Raw genomic sequence first — 21,601 nt, forward strand, 5'->3', positions numbered from 1 at the left:
TTTAAATTTTATACTACTCTTAGTACCTAGTCATAATATCTCGGACGGTGTGGATCATGAAAAGAAGCAAAAAAGAACGGCAGCAATTATTAACTTCAACTATTAAAGAGAATCCTTTTATTACAGATGATGAATTAGCTGAAAAGTTTCAAGTGAGTGTGCAGACGATTCGGTTAGACAGATTAGAACTATCGATTCCGGAACTCCGTGAACGGATAAAAACGGTGGCTGAGAAACGATTCGAAGACGAAGTCCGCTCCTTGCCATTGGAAGAAATTATTGGGGAAATCATTGACATTGAATTAGATCAAAGTGCTATTTCCATATTTGATGTAAAAGAAGAGCATGTCTTTATGCGAAATAATATTGCCCGCGGCCATCATGTTTTTGCCCAGGCAAATTCCCTTGCCGTTGCGGTTATTAATGATGAATTGGCTTTAACAGCCAAAGCAAATATCCAATTTAAGCGGTTGGTGAAATTGAATGAGCGGGTAATTGCTAAAGCTCGGGTGACGAAAATTGATGAGAACGTAGATCGAACATTCGTCGAAGTGACAAGCTTTGTGAATAATGAGCTTGTTTTTACCGGAGACTTTGAAATGTACCGTTCGAAAAATCGTTAAAGGATGAGGCAAAATGAAACTAGCAATCGATGCAATGGGCGGCGACAATGCCCCTAAAGAAATCGTCTTAGGGGCAATGAAGGCTGTTCAAGCATTTTCTGATATACATATCACCCTTGTCGGGGATGAAAACAAAATTAAAGAAACATTATCGGCACACGATCGGATTTCTGTTTTACATACAACTGATGTCATTCTTGGAACAGATGAACCGGTAAAAGCAGTTCGCCGCAAGAAAAATGCCTCTATGGTGCTTGCTGCCCAGCAGGTAGCTGATGGATTGGCAGATGCCTGTATTTCTGCGGGCAATACAGGGGCATTAGTTGCCGCAGGGCTTTTCGTTGTTGGCAGAATTGATGGGATACACCGACCTGCTTTAGCGCCAACATTGCCGACTATTGGCGGCGAAGGCTTCCTGCTCCTCGATGTCGGCGCAAATGCTGATGCCAAGCCTGAGCATTTGCTGCAAAATGCGATAATGGGATCCATCTACAGTGAAAAAGTAAGAGGTATATCTAAACCACGTGTCGGTCTTTTGAATATTGGCACAGAAGAAAAAAAAGGAAACGAACTGACAAAACAAACATTTGAACTTTTGAAAAATGCAAATTTGAATTTCGTCGGCAATGTGGAGGCACGTGATTTGCTGGATGGTGTTGCGGATGTGGTCGTTACCGATGGATTTACAGGCAACATGGTGTTGAAGACGATTGAGGGAACTGCACTTTCAATGTTTAAGATGTTGAAAACAGCTTTAATGAGCAGTTTTAAGAGTAAAATGGCTGCCGCTGTGCTGAAACCAAATCTTAAGACCTTAAAAAATACCATGGATTATTCTGAATATGGCGGCGCAGCTCTTTTTGGCTTAAAGGCTCCAGTTATTAAGGCTCACGGCTCGTCAAACGGACAATCCATATATAGTGCCATCAGACAAACAAGGGAAATGGTTAGCAATGATGTCGGTGGATTAATTAAACAAACAATTGAAACTGATAATTCGGAAAAATAGTCGAAAAAGGAGTGTTGAAATGAGTAAAATAGCATTTGTGTTTCCAGGACAAGGGTCACAAGCAGTTGGAATGGGGCAAGAGTTGGCAGAAAAGCACTCTGAGGTTATGGAATATTTTCTTAAAGCCGATAAAAAGTTAGAAACAAAGCTGAGTACCCTTATCTTTGAAGGTCCAAAAGAGGAATTGACTTTGACAGTCAACACCCAGCCGGCACTTTTAACAACCAGTATCGCAATTTTGGATTTCTTCCGCAAATCCGGGGTTAGGGCTGATTATGTTGCTGGTCACAGTTTAGGGGAATATACGGCACTTGTTGCTGCGGGCGCCATTTCCTTTGAAGAGGGAGTATATGCCGTCAGAAAACGCGGAGAATTTATGGAAATTGCTGTCCCTAACGGTGAAGGCTCGATGGCAGCTGTTTTAGGACTTGACCGTGAAGCTTTATCTGCGGTAACAACTGAAGTAACTGAATCCGGTTTCCCTGTGGCATTAGCTAATTTAAATTGTCCAGGTCAGATTGTCATTTCAGGATCGAAGAAAGGCGTCGAACTTGCTGGAAGAAAGGCGAAAGAAGCGGGGGCAAAAAGGGTACTGCCATTAGAGGTAAGCGGCCCATTCCATTCGCCATTAATGAAACCAGCTGCTGAACAGCTTCGTGAAGTATTGGATGCTACAGAAATGCAGGATGCTCAAATTCCGGTTATTGCAAATGTGACTGCAGAGCCAATCTTTTCCGCCGCTGAAATAAAAGATAAATTAATTGAACAGCTTTATTCCCCAGTGTTATGGGAAGATTCTGTCCAGAAAATGATTGCCTTAGGTGTCGACACATTTATTGAAATTGGACCTGGAAAAGTTCTTTCCGGCTTAATCAAGAAAATTGATAAAACAGTTAAAACGTATTCCGTATCGGACGAGGAAAGTGCTCTAGCAGTTGTGGATGCGCTAAAGGAGGAAAAATTATGATTTTAGCTGGAAAAGCAGCCTTGGTTACTGGTGCTTCAAGAGGCATCGGCAGGGAAATTGCCTTGGAACTGGCCAGACAAGGAGCCAATGTGGCCGTTAACTTTGCCGGCAGCGAAGCAAAGGCTAATGAAGTAGTCGACGAAATCAAAGCCATTGGCAGAGAAGCATTTGCGATAAAATGTGATGTGTCAAATGTTGAAGAAGTGACCGAGATGGTTAAAAAAACGATTGATGGTTTCGGTAAACTAGACATTCTTGTTAATAACGCCGGGATTACAAAGGATAATTTATTAATGAGGATGAAAGAAGAAGAATGGGATGATGTGATTAACATTAATCTTAAAGGCGTCTTCTTAGTCACTAAAGCAGTTACAAGACAAATGATGAAGCAGCGGGTTGGCCGGATTATTAATATTGCTTCCATCGTCGGGGTAAGTGGAAATCCTGGTCAAGCGAACTATGTGGCCGCAAAAGCAGGTGTCATTGGTTTAACCAAAACGACAGCAAAAGAGCTTGCTACCCGGAAAATTACCGTTAATGCAATCGCACCAGGCTTCATCACCACTGATATGACCGATAAATTATCCGAAGAAGTAAAAGCAGAAATGTTAAAACAGATTCCTTTAGCAAGATTAGGAGAGCCTAAAGATATCGCTAAACTTACAACATTTATCGCATCAGATGATTCATCATATATTACAGGACAAACATTCCATGTAGATGGCGGAATGGTAATGTAATTTTAACAAAAACATAGTGTATTATTTGGGTGAAATACTCTATAATAGCTTGAGGGGAGGTGAGCAAGCATGGCAGATGTATTAGAACGTGTTACAAAAATCATCGTTGACCGTTTAGGTGTAGACGAGTCTCAAGTTAAGCTTGAAGCTTCGTTTAAAGATGATCTTGGCGCTGATTCCCTTGATGTAGTTGAACTAGTAATGGAATTAGAAGATGAGTTCGATATGGAGATTTCTGACGAGGATGCTGAAAAAATCGGCACAGTTGGTGATGCTGTTAATTACATAAATAGCACGAAATAATCGTTGGATTTATCCATAAAGCTCCGTTTTCAAACGGAGCTTTATTCTGTAAGATAGAACTTGGCGGAGTAACCTATCTGCCAAGTTTCTTTGCGTTTTAATGAAAACTTTTTTAAACTAAAGAGTAGTGGTATGTAAATAATATGCAAGGTGGAGACTTAAATGCGCAATAATGGCAAGGAAAAAGCTTTGAACAATAGCGCAAAAGAAAATCAATTTCAGGATTTTCAAAACAAAATCGGAATTAAAATGGGTAACGAGAAATTATTAAAGCAAGCTTTTACTCATTCATCCTATGTGAATGAGCATCGAAGAAAGCCTTTCGAAGATAATGAAAGACTTGAGTTTTTAGGAGATGCCGTACTGGAGCTTACTGTTTCGCAATTCCTCTTCAAAAAATATGCAACGATGACCGAAGGAGAATTGACCAAGCTTCGAGCTGCAATTGTATGTGAGCCGTCACTTGTTTCATTTGCTAATGAATTAAACTTTGGAAGCTTAATTTTGCTTGGCAAAGGAGAAGAGATGACTGGGGGAAGAGAGCGTCCGGCATTGCTTGCAGACGTATTTGAGGCATTTATCGGGGCGCTATATTTAGACCAAGGAATTGAAGCAGTCATTTCATTTCTTGAGATTACCGTCTTTCCTAAAATCAACGCTGGTGCTTTTTCTCATGTGATGGATTTTAAAAGTCAATTACAGGAACTGATTCAAAGAGATGCAGCGGGTTCGATTGAATATCGTGTTCTACAGGAAAAGGGACCTGCCCATAGTAAAGAGTTTGTTTCCAAGGTATCATTAAATGGTAAAGAATTAGGCGTTGGGACTGGAAAATCGAAAAAAGAAGCGGAACAGCATGCCGCACAAATGGCGCTTGATGTATTAAAAACAAAAACAACCTAGAATAAACGAAGTGTTTGCAGGAGAAATCCCTGAAAAGCATAGGGAGGATAAAAGATGTTTTTAAAACGGTTGGACATTATTGGTTTTAAATCTTTTGCTGACCGCATTAGTGTTGATTTTGTTCGTGGAGTAACAGCTGTAGTAGGTCCGAATGGCAGCGGCAAAAGCAATATCACCGACGCAATCCGCTGGGTTTTGGGGGAACAGTCGGCTAAATCGCTAAGAGGCAGTAAAATGGAAGATATCATTTTTTCGGGCAGTGATACAAGAAAGGCACTTAATATTGCTGAAGTGACGCTCACATTGGACAATCAAGACCAGGGATTAGCGATTGATTACAATGAGGTAAGTGTGACACGGAGGGTGTCGCGCTCCGGTGATAGTGAGTTTTCTATCAATAAACAGCCATGCAGGCTAAAGGATATTATTGATTTATTTATGGATTCCGGGCTTGGCAGGGAAGCATTTTCGATTATCAGCCAAGGGAAGGTAGAAGAAATATTAAATAGTAAAGCAGAGGACCGCAGAACGATTTTTGAAGAAGCGGCAGGGGTGCTAAAATATAAAAATCGCAAGAAAAAAGCGGAGCTAAAATTATTTGAAACGCAGGACAATTTAAACCGAGTCAATGATATTTTACATGAGCTTGAAAGCCAAGTTGAGCCTTTGAAAATTCAAGCGTCAATGGCCAAAGATTTTTTAGAGAAAAAAGAGGCGCTTGAAAAAATTGAGGTTGCTCTAACCGTATATGAAGTGGAAGACCTCCATAAGAAATGGGAAAATTTATCGAATCAACTAGAAGAGCATCAGGAAGAGGAACTGAAGCTGTCCACACTTCTTCAAGTGAAAGAAGCAAAAATAGTTGAAACACGAGACCAAATAGCGGCGATAGATGAGTCGATTACTGACTTGCAAAATGTTCTTCTTTTTGCAAGTGAAGAACTTGAAAAGCTAGAAGGCCGAAAAGAGGTTTTAAAGGAAAGAAAGAAAAATGCAGCCCAAAATAAAGAGCAGCTAAAAACGAATATTTCCGATCTAACCGAGCGAATCAGTAAGCTAAAGAAAACTCAGGAAATGCATGCCGAGTCAGTTAAAGATCTTGGTGGACAAGTTAAAGTATTACAAGCAAGCCTAAAAGAAAAACAAGAAAAATTACTATTATTTTCTGAAAATATCGATGAAAAAATCGAAAGCTTAAAAAGTGAATACATTGAACTGTTAAATGAACAAGCTGGCGCAAAAAATGAAGTTAAATACATTGAACAACAGCTTGAGCAGCAGGAGAGGAAAAATGCTCGACTTGATGCAGAAAATGAAAAATACCTTCAGGAACGACAACTTGCACAATCTAAAAAGGTCGAAATTCAATCGGGATTAGAAGCAAGTCAAGAAAAATTAGCGAACCAGGTTGTTACCTTTCGCGAACAGCAGCGGAAGCTTGAAACGGTAAAAGATAATTATCAAAAACAAGAAAAGACGTTATATCAAGCCTACCAGCTCCTACAGCAGGCTAAATCGCGAAAAGAAATGCTTGAAGAGTTGGAAGAAGATTATTCTGGTTTTTTCCAAGGTGTTAAAGAAGTTCTAAAAGCACGTGGAAATAAACTGAAGGGAATTGAAGGGGCAGTTGCAGAGCTTGTAACGGTTCCTAAAAAGTACGAAGCCGCTCTTGAAACGGCCTTTGGGGGCGCCCTGCAGCATATTGTCGTTGATAATGAACAAAATGCACGTTCAGCCATCCAATTCTTAAAGCAGAATTCATTTGGCCGGGCTACTTTTTTACCGCTTAATGTCATGAAAGGAAGACCATTATCGCCGGCACAGCTTTCTTCTATTCAAAATCATCCAGCGTTAATTGGACCGGCTGTAAGTCTTGTGAAATTTGAGCAGAAGTATGTCGAGGTTATCAATAACCTTCTAGGCAATGTCGTGATAACGAGTGATCTAAAGGGTGCCAATGAATTGGCGAAGATCCTTCAATACCGCGTTCGTTTGGTAACACTTGATGGTGATATCGTCAATCCCGGCGGTTCGATGACAGGCGGTGCTGTAAAACAAAAAACCTCTTCTTTATTATCACGAAAAGGAGAGCTTGAGGATTTAAAAGCTAAGCTTGTCATAATGGAGGAGAAAACAGCTGGCCTAGAGCAGATTGTTAAAAGCTTGAAAGAGGAAGTTCAAATTGCGGAAGCACGTCTTGAAGAAATACGCAAGAATGGTGAAGAGCTGAGGTTAAACGAACAAGCAATTAAAGGAGACCTTCGTGAAGCGGAACTTGGAGAAAAGAATATCAATGACCGATTAGCAATTTATGATTTAGAAAAAGGGCAATTGATTGATGAACAAGCAGCACTTTTGAAAAGAAAATTGGAATTAAGAGAAGCACTAGAGACCTATACGGGAACTATTGCACAACTTGATGGTCAGATCATAAAACTGACGGAACAAAAGACAAATGACCTGACATCAAAAGAAACATTGACATCTGAAATAAATGACCTTAAAGTCGAATTTGCTTCCAAAAATGAGCAATTTCTTCATACAAAAGAGCGCTTTACCCTCATTAAAAATGATTTAGATGAAAGTGAACAAAAACTGGCTGATTATAGCGAAGATCTTAACCTCTTAACATCGGAAATGACGAATAGCTCATCAGGCGAAGAACAGCTAGAAGCGGCAGCAATAACGAAACAGCAGGACAAAGAAGCGACCTTACAGTTAATTACAGCAAGAAGACAAGAACGATTACAGCTTCAGGGAGCACTTGAAGATACAGAATTGGAGGCAAAAGAATTAAAGAGACTCCATAAAGGAATGATTGTCGGTTTAAAGGACGAGGAAGTGAAAATCAACCGCTTGGATGTGGAGTTAGAAAATCGCCTTGCTCATTTACGGGAAGAATACCTGTTATCGTTTGAAGGGGCAAAAGAGCAATATCCATTAACCATTCCTCCTGAAGAGGCGAAGAGAAAAGTCAAGCTTATTAAGCTAGCCATTGATGAACTCGGGTCTGTCAATCTTGGTGCAATTGAAGAATATGATCGCGTCTCTGAACGCTATCAGTTCCTAAATGAACAAAAGACGGACCTTCAAGAAGCAAAAGACACCCTGCACCAAGTCATTGAAGAAATGGATACAGAAATGAAAAAACGCTTTGAACAGACCTTTACAGGGATTCGCGGGTATTTCGAACCGACATTCCGGGCCCTCTTCGGCGGTGGAAAAGCAGATCTTGTGCTTACCGTACCAGAAGACTTATTAAATACAGGTGTGGAAATTGTTGCTCAGCCGCCTGGGAAAAAGCTCCAGAATCTAGGCTTGTTATCGGGTGGAGAACGAGCCTTAACAGCTATTGCGCTATTATTTTCGATTTTAAAGGTCCGTCCTGTGCCCTTCTGTATTCTTGATGAGGTGGAAGCAGCCCTGGATGAAGCCAATGTTCAACGCTTCAGTCAATATTTAAAGCGCTATAGCGAGGAAACACAGTTTATCGTGATTACCCACCGTAAAGGGACGATGGAGGAAGCAGATGTACTTTATGGGGTAACCATGAAGGAGTCCGGTGTTTCAAAGCTTGTGTCTGTACGTCTTGAGGATACTAAGGAACTTGTAGAAACATAATTTAAGGAAGTGAAAAAATGAGCTTTTTCAAAAAGTTAAAGGAAAAAATTACGAAATCGACGGATTCCGTAACAGAAAAGTTTAAAGAAGGTTTGACGAAAACAAGGGATAGCTTCTCTGGAAAGGTCAATGACCTTGTGGCCAGATATCGGAAAGTCGATGAAGACTTCTTTGAAGAATTAGAGGAAATCTTAATTCAGGCTGATGTCGGCTTTGGCACGGTTATGCAGCTGATCGATGAGCTTAAGATAGAGGTCAAACGCCGCAAGATTCAAGACCCGAAGGAAGTTCAAAGTGTTATTTCCGAGAAGCTTGTTGATATTTATAATGCTGGGGAGGAACAATCCTCACAATTAAATATCCAGAAGGACGGGCTGACAGTAATATTATTTGTCGGGGTTAATGGTGTTGGAAAAACAACGACGATTGGCAAACTTAGTTATAAGTTTAAGAGTGAAGGGAAAAAAGTATTGCTGGCTGCGGGTGATACCTTCCGTGCCGGAGCGATTGAACAGCTTGAAGTATGGGGTGAAAGAGTTGGCGTCGAGGTGATTAAACAGGCTGAAGGCTCTGACCCGGCAGCAGTTATGTACGATGCTATCTCTGCGGCCAAATCCCGCCAAGCAGATATTTTACTCTGTGACACAGCCGGCCGCTTGCAGAATAAAGTGAATTTAATGAAAGAACTTGAAAAGATAAAGCGTGTAATTGAGAGAGAAATTCCTGGTGCACCACATGAAGTCATTCTTGTTCTAGATGCGACAACCGGGCAAAATGCGCTTATTCAAGCGAAAACCTTTAAGGAAGTAACCAATGTTACGGGGATTGTCCTTTCGAAATTGGACGGAACAGCGAAAGGCGGCATCGTGCTAGCGATTCGCAACGAATTAAAAATTCCCGTAAAATTCGTCGGTCTAGGTGAAAAAATGGATGATCTTCAAGAATTTGATGCAGAAAAATATGTTTACGGCTTATTTGCTGATCAGGTTGAAGAAACAGAATAAATTGAAAAGCATGGATGAAAACAGCAGCTAAAAACTGCTGTTTTTTTATTATATTCCAATTTTAATTGCATTTTTTGGATAAAGGTGTAAAAATACACTAAAAGACATTTTTGTGGATGAGATGGAAATAATTAAAAACTTTTATAAAATTGTAGTGTGGTAGAGAGAATTTTTCGTCAATTTAATAGACAGGCTTTTAGAGGGGGAATTTTTTTGCTAAAGAAAAAGCTATTATTTATTTTATTGTTATGTCTTTTTTTTGTGAATCAAGGAGTTGAGCCAACAAAGGCTGAAAGTAATTTTATCAGAATAGCAGTAAAGGAAGGCTTTGATGGAAAGATAAAAAGCGGGCGCGGCTTTCCTATTCAAGTGACAGTTGAAAACAGCGGTGCTGATTTTAGCGGCGATATCCTTTTCAACTTTGCCACTTCCTATAATTCAAGCGGAGCAAAGGCAATTTCAATCGATGTACCAAAGGGGAGTAAAAAAACCTATTCCCTTTCAATCCCAGCCTATTCAGAAGACTATTCCAATAATGGTCAGATAAAACAATCGATATTCTTATATAAAGGCAGCTGGAAGGATAATCACGAACAAGACTTTATTGGCGATAAAATGTTAAAACCTAAATATATTGACCAAGACAAAAGGACAATTGGCTTCCTTAGCGAGGATTCCGATCGTCTGAAAGAATTGAAGGTTATGGCCTTAGCTAATCAAATCGAACCAATCGTGCTCACTGAGGACATGGTTCCTGAAGATGAAATCGGTTTAGATTCACTGGATTACATATTGATAGATGAGTTTGCTATTTCAAAGTTTAAGAAACCGCAACAGCAAGCAATCCTGAACTGGATTCAAAACGGCGGAAAATTAATTGCTGGGGCGGCTCCAAATGCAGCCAGTTCCTATGGAAGCCTATACCAAGTTCTGCCGATGAAACCTGATAAAGAGGTGGCTGCCGAAACGAAGTTCTTCCAGTTAACCCCGGCATTACTTGCATTTCAACACATCCCAGTCTTTGTTGGACAAGTGGAGGTGGGAGCTGAAATTACTGTAAGAAGCGGTGATTTACCGATGGTCGTTCATAAAGGCTACGGCGCAGGGGAAATTTGGCAAACGGCATTTTCGCTCGGTGATGAACCGCTTTCTTCCTGGAAGGAATATGGACAATGGTTTGCAGCGAGCCCGATGCTTAGCAGTACGTCTAAGTCTCAATTACAAAATGGCGGTCAAAACCCATTTGACATGTTATTTAATGAATTCGCAGAGATAAATGAATATTTCTCTTCCACTCAGTTTTCTGTGGGACAGATTAGTTTGTTTCTGTTCATGTATCTCCTGCTGCTCGCTCCGTTTCTCTATTTCTTGTTAAAAAGGCTGGATAAACGCGAGCATGCCTGGTGGATTATTATCGGTGCAGCTGTCCTATCATCCGTTGGCATCTTTGCCATCGGGGCAAAGGACCGGATTGCAAAACCGCAAATGAATCAAACGGGAATTTATAAAGCAGAAAATGACCAGTTAACAGGTCTTGAGGCTGTTACCCTCCTATCTAACACTAGCGGTGATTATCAGGTAGGCTTCTCGAAAGGGAGCTTCTATGGTGTACCCGGCCCATCGAATATGGCTGTAAGTGATGGGAAACGTTATGCTGTTCTCGAGAATGGCCGGAAATCCAGCAGTGTTACATTTCCGAATGTGGAATTTTGGGCAACTAGAACTTATTTTGGGCACGCCTCTAAGCAAAATGCCGGTCAATTTGATATCAAGCTATCTTATGAAAATAAAAAGTTAACTGGAACAATCGTCAACCAATTTCCATACGATTTTGAAGAACTATACATTTGGTCTGGAAGTCAAAAAATTAACCTTGGGTCGCTGAAGCGGGGAGAAAGTTTAACGGTAAACGAAACATTTCAGCAGGATTATCTGGCTGGACCATACAGTCAGGGGAATTCCTTCCAGGTTCCAAACTCACAGCAGGAAGTGGATAAATTTAAAAAGAAAAGAATGGAATATGTTGCGATTGAAAATTTGTACAACAATTCCCAATCGGAAAATCAACCAATTCTATATGGCTACACAAAGGACTCAGTTATTGAAGCAGATATTAAAGGAAAAAACGAGTCTATAAAAGGATTAAGCTTAATTTATCAAACATTAGCATTAGACACGAAGTTTTCAGGTTCATTTACAATCAAGGATGACATGCTAAGGACCCATCTTAATATAATCCATGGCGGATTCTTTAATGATAGCTCGGAAAATCGCCGTGAAATGGATCTTGATGATGGTGAATATGATTATGTCTTAGAACTCCCGAACCAATTGTCAAAAATGAAACGTGAGTTCAAAGATTTAGAGATTACGTGGCAAGGTACAAATATCACCTGCTCACTGCTAAATCATTCAAACGGCACATTCTTGCCGTTAACTAATTCTCCTGCGGTCATCAAGGAACATCTTGATGAGTTTATATCAAAAGATGGAGTTATCACCATAAAATTAATAAAAACAGGACAAGGTGACCCTCATGTTAGGATGCCTGCGCTTTCAATAAAGGGGGAAATCAGCCAATGATTGAAATCATCGATTTAACCAAAAAATACGGAAAGTTTACCGCCCTTGATTCATTAAATCTAACAATTGAAAAGGGTACTGTTTTTGGCTTTGTTGGACAAAATGGTGCCGGCAAATCTACTACGTTTTCGATTTTAGCGACCTTGTTATCTCCTACTTCGGGAACGGCGTATATTAATGGCCATAATATTTCAAAGGAACCAAAAACGGTCCGCAGCCAGATAGGCTATATGCCCGATTTCTTTGGCGTCTATGACCAGTTAAAGGCTGTCGAATATTTGGATTTCTATGGAGCGAGCTATGGGATCAGCCAGAGTGAGCGAAGCAAATTGATTCCCCAGCTTCTTGAATTAGTAAATTTAACGCAAAAACAAGATTCATATGTCGATGTGCTGTCAAGGGGGATGAAGCAGCGGCTCTGCCTTGCACGGTCATTGATACATGATCCGGAAGTACTGATTCTCGATGAGCCTGCTTCCGGTCTTGACCCGAGAGCACGGGTGGAAATGAGAGAAATCTTAAAAGAACTAAAGAATATGGGGAAAACCATTTTGATCTCTTCGCATATTCTTCCTGAACTGGCAGAAATGTGTGATTCCATCGGGATTATTGATCAGGGTCGATTAGTAGCGGAAGGGTCAGTTAATGAAATCCAGCAGCGTCTTAGGGGGGAAAAGCTAATCATTGCCAAGCTGTACCGAGAATTAGACAGAGCGGTAAATTTTTTCGAGGACCAGCCGCTGGTGAGTCAATTGGCGAAACGGGATGATGGGGAATCGCTTCAGTTCATGTTTAAAGGAAGTGTGGAAGAACAGGTACAAATGTTAAAAAATGCTCTATTACATGATATCCCGATTGTCAGCTTTTCGGAAATCGAAACGAATCTGGAAGATGTCTTCATGGAAATAACGAAAGGAGTGGAACTTTCATGAGAAATCTTCTACTTAATCCCGTATTAAATAAGGAATTTAAGCTAAGGTTCCGCTCATTTAAAGGTTTTCTCGGACTAGCTTTTTATTTACTGGCACTTTCCATCTTGATTATTGGCTTTATTTATTTAGATACCCGGAACTCACCGATGGGGCTGTTCCGACCAGATCAAAGCAGAAGTATGTTTATGATGCTGTCGTTTATTCAAATGGGGTTAATTCTGTTTATTACCCCGGGGTTAACGGCAGGTGTTATTAGCGGTGAACGGGAAAAGCAAACATTAAATATTTTATTAACAACGAATCAGAGCTCAACGAGCATTATTTTAGGCAAACTGATTTCGTCTGTTTCATTTTTATTATTGATGATAGTGGCGAGTATGCCTATTTACAGCATTGTCTTTCTGTTTGGCGGAATTTCTCCCGGACAGGTAGTAACCATTCTAGGGTATTACATCTTTACCATCTTTGCATTCGGAAGTATTGGCATCTTCTTCTCGACACTTATCCGAAGAACCATCATTGCGATGATCAGTACCTACGGGGTAACCCTTTTTCTAACAGCGGGTACAGCTTTTCTATATGCCATATCAATGTCGGTCAATCAAATGGGGATGGCCACTAATAATCCCGTTCCCTATTTCTTTGCCATGCTCAACCCAATGATGAATCTCCTCGGTTTTCTTGAACCGGATGCATTTAGAGAATTATCCAGCCAATCTGGGGTGGGAATCGATTTCCCATTATGGGCAGCCTATTTGATTTCTTATACGATTATTTTTCTCGTTATGCTGATGATCAGTATCCGGAAGTTGCGTCCAAATATGAAAGTAAGGTCGAAAGAATAGGATGAGGAAAATGGAGGATAAAAGCCAGTTTTATCAGTTGCTGAAGCCTGTTCTCAGGCAGCTCCTAATCAAAAGGACGGCAGTGGAAATCCACTATTGGCTGCTAGCTGCCTCAGTCTTCTCAGTGCTGCTCCTATTGGCGGCGCGGGTTTTGGTCATTCCTTTCTACCATGAAGTGCTTTGGAGTGGCTGCTTCCTCCTTCTACCGGTATTTGTTTTTCGGATTTGGCGGAATCAGCCGGGGTGGAGGGAAGCGGCACAGCTATTTAACGCTTATATTCCTGAAGACCGCGTCATAACAGCCCTATCGTTTTTAGATGAAGAGGGGATGCTTCAGAAATTGCAACTTGCTGAAGCAATCACCTTGATGAAAAAGGAACAGCACCGTGTTTTGGCACGGAAAAAAGGCTATTTTTCACCAAAGTGGCTCTTGATAGCTGCGGTTTTCTTTTGTCTCACAGCACTCCTCAATTTTTTGCACAATCAAAATCTGCAATTAGCGGCAAAAAAAGAAACGGAAATGGCGATCATGAAGAAGGTCGAAAAAAAGCTGGAAGAAAAGGCGAAAAAGGAACAAAACAAGGAAGTGAAAAAAGCGCTGGAAAAAGCTCAGGAATTAATGATAAAAACCTCCAACCCTAAAGAAGCATTATCAGCGTTAGCTAAACAAAAAAAAGAGCTGGAACTAAAAGCCTTAAAGGAACAGGAAAAACAAGAAAACTTCCAAGCATGGCTGCAGGAATTGAAAAATAGTGATTTAAATAAATTGGCGGCTGCTCTGGAAACGAAGGATAGTAAAAACATCCAAAAAGAACTGGAACAGTTAAATAAAAAATATAGTTCATTAACCGAAAGTCAAAAGAGGGCACTCAGCAGGATGAGTGGTTCAGATAAAAAGCTTTCGGAAAAAGAAGTAGCAGAACTCACGAAGAAGATTTCCGAAGCACTAAACTCAGAAAATAAACTGACGGAACTTGCTGAAGCAAAAGCTGCACTTGGTGAGGCGGCTAATAGCCTGCAAAGCGAAATGCTAGCTAACGGAATTCAGTCCGAACAACTTGCCGTTAATCCATCCAGCCAGTCTGAGGGAGGAAAGTCGAACAGTCAAAACAGCAAAAATGGCAATCCTTCAAGCGCTTCAAATGGAAGCGGCCAAGGACAGCAGCCCTCAGGAAAAGAATCACAAGGCAATGGTTCACAAGGGAATGGAAATGGCTCTGGAAACGGAAATGGGACAGGTGCTGGCAAGGGCTCGGGAACAGGAGCGGGAGGAGCCGGTGCCGGGCTGGGGCCGGGTTCCCGTCAACTGCTTACTATTCCAGAGAAATTAGCTGGTAAAAACAATCTTGAAACAGATTCCGGAAAGATTGGAAAGGGCAGGCCGACAGAACAATATGAAGGCAATGGACCGATCTTAAAAGGACAGCTTCGTTCCTACCAAGAAGTATATGGGAATTATGCAGATGTCTATCGAAAAAGTACCGACCGGGTAAAACTCCCTGCTGATTTAGAAGAAATCGTCAAAAACTATTTTTTATTGCTTGATCCCAATAAGGAGTGACTCAATTGACACAATTAAAAGAGAAAGAAACTCAATTTATCACGGCAGCGGAACAGCTTAAGACGGTAAAGCAAGAGCTAATGAATTTTATCGTTGGCCAAGAGGAAGTGATTGACCAGGTACTATGGAGCATTTTCTCTGGAGGACATGTGTTATTGGAGGGGCTGCCGGGGCTTGGAAAAACAATGCTTGTCCGGTCGATTGCGTCATGCCTGGATTTATCGTTTAATCGAATCCAATTCACACCTGATTTAATGCCATCTGATATTACTGGAACGATGATTCTGCAGCCGGGAACCGACGGCCGGCAGGAGTTTGCCTTTCATGAAGGGCCATTGTTTGGCCATATTATTTTAGCTGATGAAATAAACCGGGCCACTCCCAAGACACAAAGCTCTCTATTAGAGGCAATGGCCGAGCAAACGGTAACTGTTATGGGCAGCACAAAACAGCTTTCCAAGCCCTTCTTTGTGCTGGCAACGCAGAACCCGATAGATATGGAAGGCACATACCCGCTCCCTGAGGCACAAATGGACCGGTTTATTTGTAAAATTCATGTCGGCTATCCGACCAAAGCAGAACTAAAAGAGATTGCCTTAAGAACGACAGGCCTAAAAGTTCCTCAATTAAATAAAATATTAGGATCATCAGAAGTCTTAGCCTTACAGCAGCTCTCGAAGGAAATTTTAGTCTCAGATGATTTATTAAATGCGGCCGTATCGATAATTGATGCTACCCATCCGGCTTCAGCGGAAGCACCGGAAAGAATCAAACAATATGTTCAATTTGGGAGCGGCCCCCGCGGATTACAAAGTCTTATCCACATGGCAAAAACGAGAGCACTATTTGCCGGCAGATACCATATTTCAATCGGCGATTTAAAGAGGACGGCCATCCCGGTCTTAAGGCACCGGCTTTTATTGAATTTTGAAGGAGAGGCAAACGGTGTGACCCCGGATGACCTGATTGCTGATGTATTGGAGCAGGCTGGAAAGGATGTTAGTCAGCGATGACAGCCCAAATGCATTCCATGCTTTCACGACTGCAAAAACGGAGATTAATGGCGAAAACCCGGAGGCGCGGCGCTCATAAAGGGGGGAGGACGGCGAATAAATTTGGTGCTTCCCTGGAATTTTCAGATTTTCGTCTTTATCAGCCCGGCGATGATGTCCGCCAGATAGACTGGAATATTTACGGCCGGACGCAGAGGCATTATATTAAACGGTTTTTAGATGAACAAGAATTAGCAGTTACCGTTTTTTTGGACGCTTCGAGTTCGATGCAGGCAATTGTTTCAAAATGGAAAAGAGCAAAGGAGCTCGCTGCCGCCTTTAGTTATATTACTCTTAGCGGTGAAGATCGCTTGTCGTTCATTCCTGTTTCGTCGGTGTCATACGCAAAGGTAAGTAGGAAAGGGTCTGTATATGGTAAAACTGTATTTTTTGAAATCCTCCAGTTACCAGAACAGCAAGCAGCAGGAACATTTACGGACAACCTTCAAAAAAACAGCTTGAAGAATAATCAGCTGGTGATTCTTATCACGGACGGTCTTGAGCCGCTTGCTTCATTTGAAGCGCTTTTTCGATTAATTGCTGCCGCTAAACAGGAGGTTAAACTAATCCAACTATTGAGCAGGGAGGAACTCGACCCAATTTATTCGGGCGATGTAAAATTAATTGATAGTGAGTCAAATGAAAGTGTGAATGTTACGATGAGTGATTCGATTCTCGTAAACTATCGAAAGCAAGTAACAGAGCATAATCGCAGTCTTGAAGCATTATGCCGCCGATTTGGGTTCAGTTATTTATTAACGGCAGATGATGCTGACCTTAATGATTTTTTGTTTCATGAGTGTTGCGCAAAAAGAATCCTTTATTAACCAGAGGTGATGAAGATGTACTTTGCTAACAGATTGTTTTTTATACTTGTCATTTTTATCGCCTTTGTTGTGTTATTATATTTTTTCCGCAAACAATACAACGCGGTCATCAACCCAGCTAATCTCCTTTGGCAGCAGGCTATGAATGAGTGGAATGCCTCGCCTTGGATTCAAAAATTACAGCAAAATCTCTTGTTTTGGCTGCAAATCGCTGCTCTTACATTATTAATGTTGGCATTGGCAAAACCGATATGGTTCTCAGAAGGGATTAAGGGGAATCAAATCATTTGGATTGTAGATACATCGGCAACAATGTCAGCGATGAAGGCGGACAAGCCGCTCATTGAACAATCTAAACAACAAATGAAGCAAATGGCCGAGCGCTTAACTGGTCAGGAAGTAACCATGATTATTGCCGGTGCAAAGCCGAAAATCCTATTGAGCCGGGAAACCGATGCAGCCGTGATTCAACGGGAGATTGCGGGGCTTACTGTTACATACGAACATGAAAATATCGAAAAGGCTGTAAAGCTTGCAGAATCACTAGTACACAATAAAGATACGGTGATTCATTTGTTTTCTGATTCTGTGAAAAAGGCAGACATGAAAGCAGATCTTACTAATATCCCCTATGAGATTCACAATGCTGCCGGCATACAAGATAACGTCGCCATCCTTTCCTTTGGGGTTGCGGCTAAAGAAAAACGAATTTCCGGACTGGCCGTTTTGGAAAACCAAGGGAAGAAGCAGGTAACATATCCCTTTGTCATTACCAGTGAGGATTCGGTTGTTTTTCAACATGAAGTAACAATTCCAGCCGGTCGACAAGTGGTGATAAATATTCCCGATTTGCCGGAGCACCGCTTTTATCAAGCGTCGATAAAAGCTGGGGATCATTATACGGCTGATAATGAATTAACAGCTGTTTACTCAGACTTGAATCCGACCATCCATGCACTTGGCGAAGTGAATCCCTTTTTTATTAAAGGGCTGGAAACCTTGGGCATCAAAGCAGTCCAGCTTGATGCAAAAAACTCTCTAGCATTAAAGGAAAGTGGAATCATTCTTGCTGAAGGCCTTCCTGTTAATGAATTGCCGAAAATGCCGGTTATTTACATTAACAAATCCAAAAATCAGGATGAACTCATAGAAGTAAAGGAACCAATCGAGAGCATGGGTTCGCCGCTTACAGAATATGTTGATCTCGGCAAAACCTACATAAAATACGCGTCAAACCCGATAAAGGGAAATTGGGAAAACATTGTAACTAGCGGCGAACACCCGCTGATTCAAACGGGAACAATCAATGGACAGCCGGCTATCCTGATGAATTTTTCGCTTGAGAATACCGATTGGCCGCTGCACCCGGGGTTTCCAATTTTCCTCTATAATAGCTATCAGTGGCTGTCAAAGCAAACAGGCTTTCTTGGTTATTTTCAGCCTGGCGAGGAAAAATGGCTTCAGCTTGATAGTAAAAAGTCCGTTTTGGAAATCTATAATTCTACTGGAAAGAGCTTATCAACGCTCCAGTTAAATACGGAGAATTTTAAAGCTCCCTATAAACCAGGAATCTATCAAGCCGTAGCTGATGAACATGTGTATTATTTCTCAGTTCTGCTTGATGATCGCGAAAAAAAACCGGAGACAGCCCCGTCGTTTAGATTAAATCAATCAACGGCAAATGATACTGAACTGGCCTTGAAGCCAAATGAATCATTATGGTTTTGGCTGACGCTCATCGTACTGGCACTGCTTATGGTGGAATGGGAGGTTTATCGAAAATGGCTATAGAGCTTAAATATCCCATCCTTCTGCTATTAATAATACCGGCTTCTTTTCTGGTTTATCGATATTTTAAACAAATAAGTGCTTCAATCAGTCCTGAAAAAGTGGTGATTGGCTGTCTAAGAGCGGTTCTATTTTTCTTGATTATTTTTGCGCTGACGATTCCGCAAATTTTGCTGCCAATTAAAGAGGAAATGATTATTTTTCTTACAGATCGCTCCGCAAGTTTTGAAGATGCGGAAACCGGGGTAATCGAGTGGATTGATGAAAGCACCCAATCAAAGAAAGCAAATCAATCATTTGCGATAGCGTCGTTTGCTGATGGTGTGATTGTCGAACAATCGCTGTCAAATAAAAAAACAGTGTTAGATCAATTTAACGGGAAAGTGAAAAATGGTGAAACAAATCTAGAAGAGGGAATTGGCTTCGCTGCTTCACTGCTGAAAACAGGGCAAAGCGGCAGGATTGTCCTTTTATCCGATGGAAATGAAACGGTCGGTACTAGTAAAGAGGCTGCGAAACTATTAAAAAATCAGAGGCTTGAGTTAGATTATGTCCGATTCAAGCAAAAGTTTCGTGAGGATATGGCCATCACAAGGCTGGATGTTCCACCCACTTTATATGAGGGAGAAAAAGCAAATATTGCGGTTTCGATTGCAAGTAATGTCGAAAAAACAGCTGATCTAAGAATCTCCTTAAACAACAAAGATATTCTCCATGAGAAGGTTACTGTAAAAGAGGGGCAAAATGAGTTTACCTTTTCAGATAATGCCGCTGAGCCGGGAATGTCGATTTATAAGGCTGAGATTGCCGCGGAAAAGGATACCTTTAGCGAAAATAATACCCTCTATGCGGTCACAAATGTCAAGGGAACACCAAGAGTACTCGTAGTTCAAGGAAATCAAGACGACCCATTAGCAGAAATTTTACAAGCCTCTGGGTTAATCACCGATAAGCTTATTCCCGAGAGGCTTCCAACAACCTTGGCAGGATTTTTGCAATACCAATCGATCATTTTTAATAATGTTCCTGGAACGAAGGTCAGCGAACAGCAAATGAATTTGATTGAAAAAGCAGTCAAAGAATTTGGCACCGGCTTTGTGATGCTCGGTGGAGAGGACAGCTTTGGTCTCGGCGGTTACTTTAAAACACCAATAGAGAAATTGTTACCTGTCGACATGGACATTAAAGGAAAAAAAGAGATGCCCTCACTTGGATTGGTAATTGTTATTGACCGGTCTGGAAGTATGAGCGGCAATAAACTGACATTAGCGAAGGAAGCGGCAGCACGATCGGTAGAGTTATTGCGGGAAAAAGATACGCTTGGCTTTATTGCCTTTGATGACCGCCCATGGGTGATTGTTGAAACCGCACCGCTTGAAAACAAGAAAAAGGTTATTGAAAAAATCCGCTCTGTTTCTGTTGGCGGCGGAACGAATATTTACCCCTCACTTGAAAAGGCTTATCAAGAGCTAAATGATTTAAAGCTGCAAAGAAAACACATTATTTTGTTAACGGACGGACAGTCAGCCGCTGGCGGTGATTATCAAACGCTTATTTCAGAGGGGAAAAAAAATAAAATAACGTTGTCAACGGTTGCCTTAGGCTCGGATGCCGATCGAAACCTGTTAGAAGACCTTGCCGGTCAGGGGAGTGGACGATTTTACGATGTTACCGATGCGTCTGTTATTCCGAGCATTCTTTCAAGGGAAACGGTTATGACCACAAGAACCTATATTGAAGACCATCCTTTTTATCCTGTTGTGCAGCCCTATCCAGAATGGACAGCCATTTTTGAACAGGGAATTCCAAAAATGAATGCCTATATTGCGGTAACCGCGAAAGATAGGGCGCAGGTGCCGCTTATTAGTGAAAAAAAGGATCCGGTTCTTGCAGAATGGCATTATGGTTTAGGAACCACCTTAGCGTTTACGTCTGATATGACGGGAAAATGGTCTGGTGACTGGGCTAAATGGGCTAACTGGCCGCAATTTTTGAATACTCTGGTAGTAAAGTCGCTGCCACAATATGACAGCGAGCCGTTCCGTTTTACAATTGAAAAGGAAAATGACAATACGGTGGTCCAATTAAAAGCAGCAGATGGGCAATTTAGTCCATTAGATGTATCTGTTGTTTCACAAAATGGTACGGTCATCGACACAAATTCTAAGCCGACAGCTCCAGGTGAATTTGAAGTGAGTTTTCCAAATAAGCCCGGTATGTATTTTTTGCGTGTGAAACAAACGAGCGAGGAAGGGCAGGATAAATTGTTTCAAACAGGCTTTTCGGTTCCCTATTCGGATGAATATTTGTTAAAAGCAACCAATACTGCTTTATTAAAAGAGCTCGCGGAGCTTACAGGCGGAAAAGAATTGCAGGCGGCAAAGGAAGCGTTTCGACCGTTACAACAAAAGCCAAAACGCAAAGAACCAATTAGTGAACAGCTTTTATTAGCTGCTTTCCTCCTGCTTGTGTTCGAGATTCTAATAAGGAGACTAGGCTTTCAGCCATTTCTATCCTTACTGCACCTGCGGAAGAAACCCTCGAAAAAAGGTGAACAGGAAGGTGCAGCAGTATTAAAGCAGCTTTCAAGGGCGAAGGCAAAGGTGAAGTCAAGGGTTGAAAGTAAACGAGAGGTAACAGAATCTAAGCAAGAAAAAACGAAGGAAAAGCGGCGGGAACCTTCGCTGCCAACAGTTGCGAAAAAGCGGAATCCCGTACCGGAAGTGTCCACTGAAGAAAAGGAAGAACGCATGAAACGTTTGCTTGAAGCAAAGAACAGAAAGAAGTAATATATATAGGGATAGTGCGGTAGTGTCTTTTCTATTAGTCCCTCTATGTAAAGA

16 protein-coding genes are annotated in these 21,601 nt (G+C 41.4%); all 16 read left to right on the top strand.

Translation table 11 applies throughout. From position 1 onward, the window contains the following. Nucleotides 1–56 precede the first annotated feature (56 nt). The gene (fapR, locus tag AA980_RS02540) at nt 57–623 is read left to right on the top strand and encodes a transcription factor FapR (RefSeq protein WP_024030205.1); all 567 of its coding nucleotides are present in this window, start codon (nt 57–59) and stop codon (nt 621–623) included. A gap of 13 nt (nt 624–636) precedes the next feature. Then, nucleotides 637–1,632 carry a phosphate acyltransferase PlsX gene (gene plsX / locus AA980_RS02545; protein ID WP_024030206.1) on the top strand — a complete coding sequence of 332 codons (996 nt, stop codon included), beginning with the start codon at nt 637–639 and terminating at the stop codon, nt 1,630–1,632. Nucleotides 1,633–1,651: 19 nt separating this feature from the next. After that, the gene (gene fabD, locus AA980_RS02550) at nt 1,652–2,599 is read left to right on the top strand and encodes an ACP S-malonyltransferase (RefSeq protein ID WP_024030207.1); all 948 of its coding nucleotides are present in this window, start codon (nt 1,652–1,654) and stop codon (nt 2,597–2,599) included. Further along, nucleotides 2,596–3,339 (top strand): 3-oxoacyl-[acyl-carrier-protein] reductase, encoded by a 744-nt coding sequence (gene fabG, locus AA980_RS02555; protein ID WP_024030208.1) that lies wholly within the window; start codon nt 2,596–2,598, stop codon nt 3,337–3,339. The genes fabD and fabG overlap by 4 nt, the downstream gene beginning before the upstream one ends. 69 nt (nt 3,340–3,408) lie before the next feature. Further along, entirely contained in the window at nt 3,409–3,642 is a 234-nt protein-coding gene (gene acpP, locus AA980_RS02560; protein ID WP_024030209.1) for an acyl carrier protein, read from the top strand. Nucleotides 3,643–3,804: 162 nt separating this feature from the next. After that, entirely contained in the window at nt 3,805–4,545 is a 741-nt protein-coding gene (gene rnc / locus AA980_RS02565; protein ID WP_024030210.1) for a ribonuclease III, read from the top strand. 54 nt (nt 4,546–4,599) lie between these two features. Then, entirely contained in the window at nt 4,600–8,166 is a 3,567-nt protein-coding gene (gene smc, locus AA980_RS02570) for a chromosome segregation protein SMC (RefSeq protein WP_024030211.1), read from the top strand. A 17-nt stretch (nt 8,167–8,183) separates the two neighbouring features. After that, nucleotides 8,184–9,170, top strand: a complete 987-nt coding sequence (gene ftsY, locus AA980_RS02575) for a signal recognition particle-docking protein FtsY (RefSeq protein WP_024030212.1) — start codon at nt 8,184–8,186, stop codon at nt 9,168–9,170. 213 nt (nt 9,171–9,383) lie between these two features. After that, a complete protein-coding gene (locus AA980_RS02580; RefSeq protein ID WP_024030213.1) occupies nt 9,384–11,753 on the top strand; it encodes a hypothetical protein in 2,370 nt (789 codons plus the stop codon). Then, nucleotides 11,750–12,685 (top strand): ABC transporter ATP-binding protein, encoded by a 936-nt coding sequence (locus tag AA980_RS02585; RefSeq protein WP_047771232.1) that lies wholly within the window; start codon nt 11,750–11,752, stop codon nt 12,683–12,685. The genes AA980_RS02580 and AA980_RS02585 overlap by 4 nt, the downstream gene beginning before the upstream one ends. Beyond that, nucleotides 12,682–13,530, top strand: a complete 849-nt coding sequence (locus tag AA980_RS02590; RefSeq protein ID WP_024030215.1) for an ABC transporter permease — start codon at nt 12,682–12,684, stop codon at nt 13,528–13,530. Before AA980_RS02585 ends, AA980_RS02590 begins: the two co-directional genes overlap by 4 nt. Nucleotides 13,531–13,540: 10 nt before the next feature. After that, nucleotides 13,541–15,091, top strand: coding sequence for a hypothetical protein (locus tag AA980_RS02595; RefSeq protein WP_024030216.1), 1,551 nt, complete (start codon nt 13,541–13,543; stop codon nt 15,089–15,091). A gap of 5 nt (nt 15,092–15,096) precedes the next feature. Further along, nucleotides 15,097–16,104 carry an AAA family ATPase gene (locus AA980_RS02600; RefSeq protein WP_024030217.1) on the top strand — a complete coding sequence of 336 codons (1,008 nt, stop codon included), beginning with the start codon at nt 15,097–15,099 and terminating at the stop codon, nt 16,102–16,104. Then, a complete protein-coding gene (locus tag AA980_RS02605) occupies nt 16,101–16,970 on the top strand; it encodes a DUF58 domain-containing protein (protein ID WP_024030218.1) in 870 nt (289 codons plus the stop codon). The genes AA980_RS02600 and AA980_RS02605 overlap by 4 nt, the downstream gene beginning before the upstream one ends. A gap of 15 nt (nt 16,971–16,985) precedes the next feature. Further along, nucleotides 16,986–18,761, top strand: coding sequence for a vWA domain-containing protein (locus AA980_RS02610; RefSeq protein WP_024030219.1), 1,776 nt, complete (start codon nt 16,986–16,988; stop codon nt 18,759–18,761). Further along, entirely contained in the window at nt 18,752–21,547 is a 2,796-nt protein-coding gene (locus AA980_RS02615; RefSeq protein WP_024030220.1) for a VWA domain-containing protein, read from the top strand. Before AA980_RS02610 ends, AA980_RS02615 begins: the two co-directional genes overlap by 10 nt. Nucleotides 21,548–21,601: the final 54 nt, after the last annotated feature.

The sequence above is a fragment of the Neobacillus vireti genome, assembly GCF_001026695.1.
In the GTDB taxonomy this organism is placed as follows: Bacteria; Bacillota; Bacilli; order Bacillales; family Cytobacillaceae; genus Neobacillus; species Neobacillus vireti.

Coding starts and splice junctions, on each gene's coding strand:
- ftsY (WP_024030212.1), top strand. CDS start 8,184: ATGAGCTTTTTCAAAAAGTTAAAGGAAAAAATTACGAAATCGACGGAT.
- rnc (WP_024030210.1), top strand. CDS start 3,805: ATGCGCAATAATGGCAAGGAAAAAGCTTTGAACAATAGCGCAAAAGAA.
- AA980_RS02595 (WP_024030216.1), top strand. CDS start 13,541: ATGGAGGATAAAAGCCAGTTTTATCAGTTGCTGAAGCCTGTTCTCAGG.
- fapR (WP_024030205.1), top strand. CDS start 57: ATGAAAAGAAGCAAAAAAGAACGGCAGCAATTATTAACTTCAACTATT.
- acpP (WP_024030209.1), top strand. CDS start 3,409: ATGGCAGATGTATTAGAACGTGTTACAAAAATCATCGTTGACCGTTTA.
- AA980_RS02585 (WP_047771232.1), top strand. CDS start 11,750: ATGATTGAAATCATCGATTTAACCAAAAAATACGGAAAGTTTACCGCC.
- fabG (WP_024030208.1), top strand. CDS start 2,596: ATGATTTTAGCTGGAAAAGCAGCCTTGGTTACTGGTGCTTCAAGAGGC.
- AA980_RS02610 (WP_024030219.1), top strand. CDS start 16,986: ATGTACTTTGCTAACAGATTGTTTTTTATACTTGTCATTTTTATCGCC.
- AA980_RS02615 (WP_024030220.1), top strand. CDS start 18,752: ATGGCTATAGAGCTTAAATATCCCATCCTTCTGCTATTAATAATACCG.
- AA980_RS02590 (WP_024030215.1), top strand. CDS start 12,682: ATGAGAAATCTTCTACTTAATCCCGTATTAAATAAGGAATTTAAGCTA.
- smc (WP_024030211.1), top strand. CDS start 4,600: ATGTTTTTAAAACGGTTGGACATTATTGGTTTTAAATCTTTTGCTGAC.
- fabD (WP_024030207.1), top strand. CDS start 1,652: ATGAGTAAAATAGCATTTGTGTTTCCAGGACAAGGGTCACAAGCAGTT.
- plsX (WP_024030206.1), top strand. CDS start 637: ATGAAACTAGCAATCGATGCAATGGGCGGCGACAATGCCCCTAAAGAA.
- AA980_RS02605 (WP_024030218.1), top strand. CDS start 16,101: ATGACAGCCCAAATGCATTCCATGCTTTCACGACTGCAAAAACGGAGA.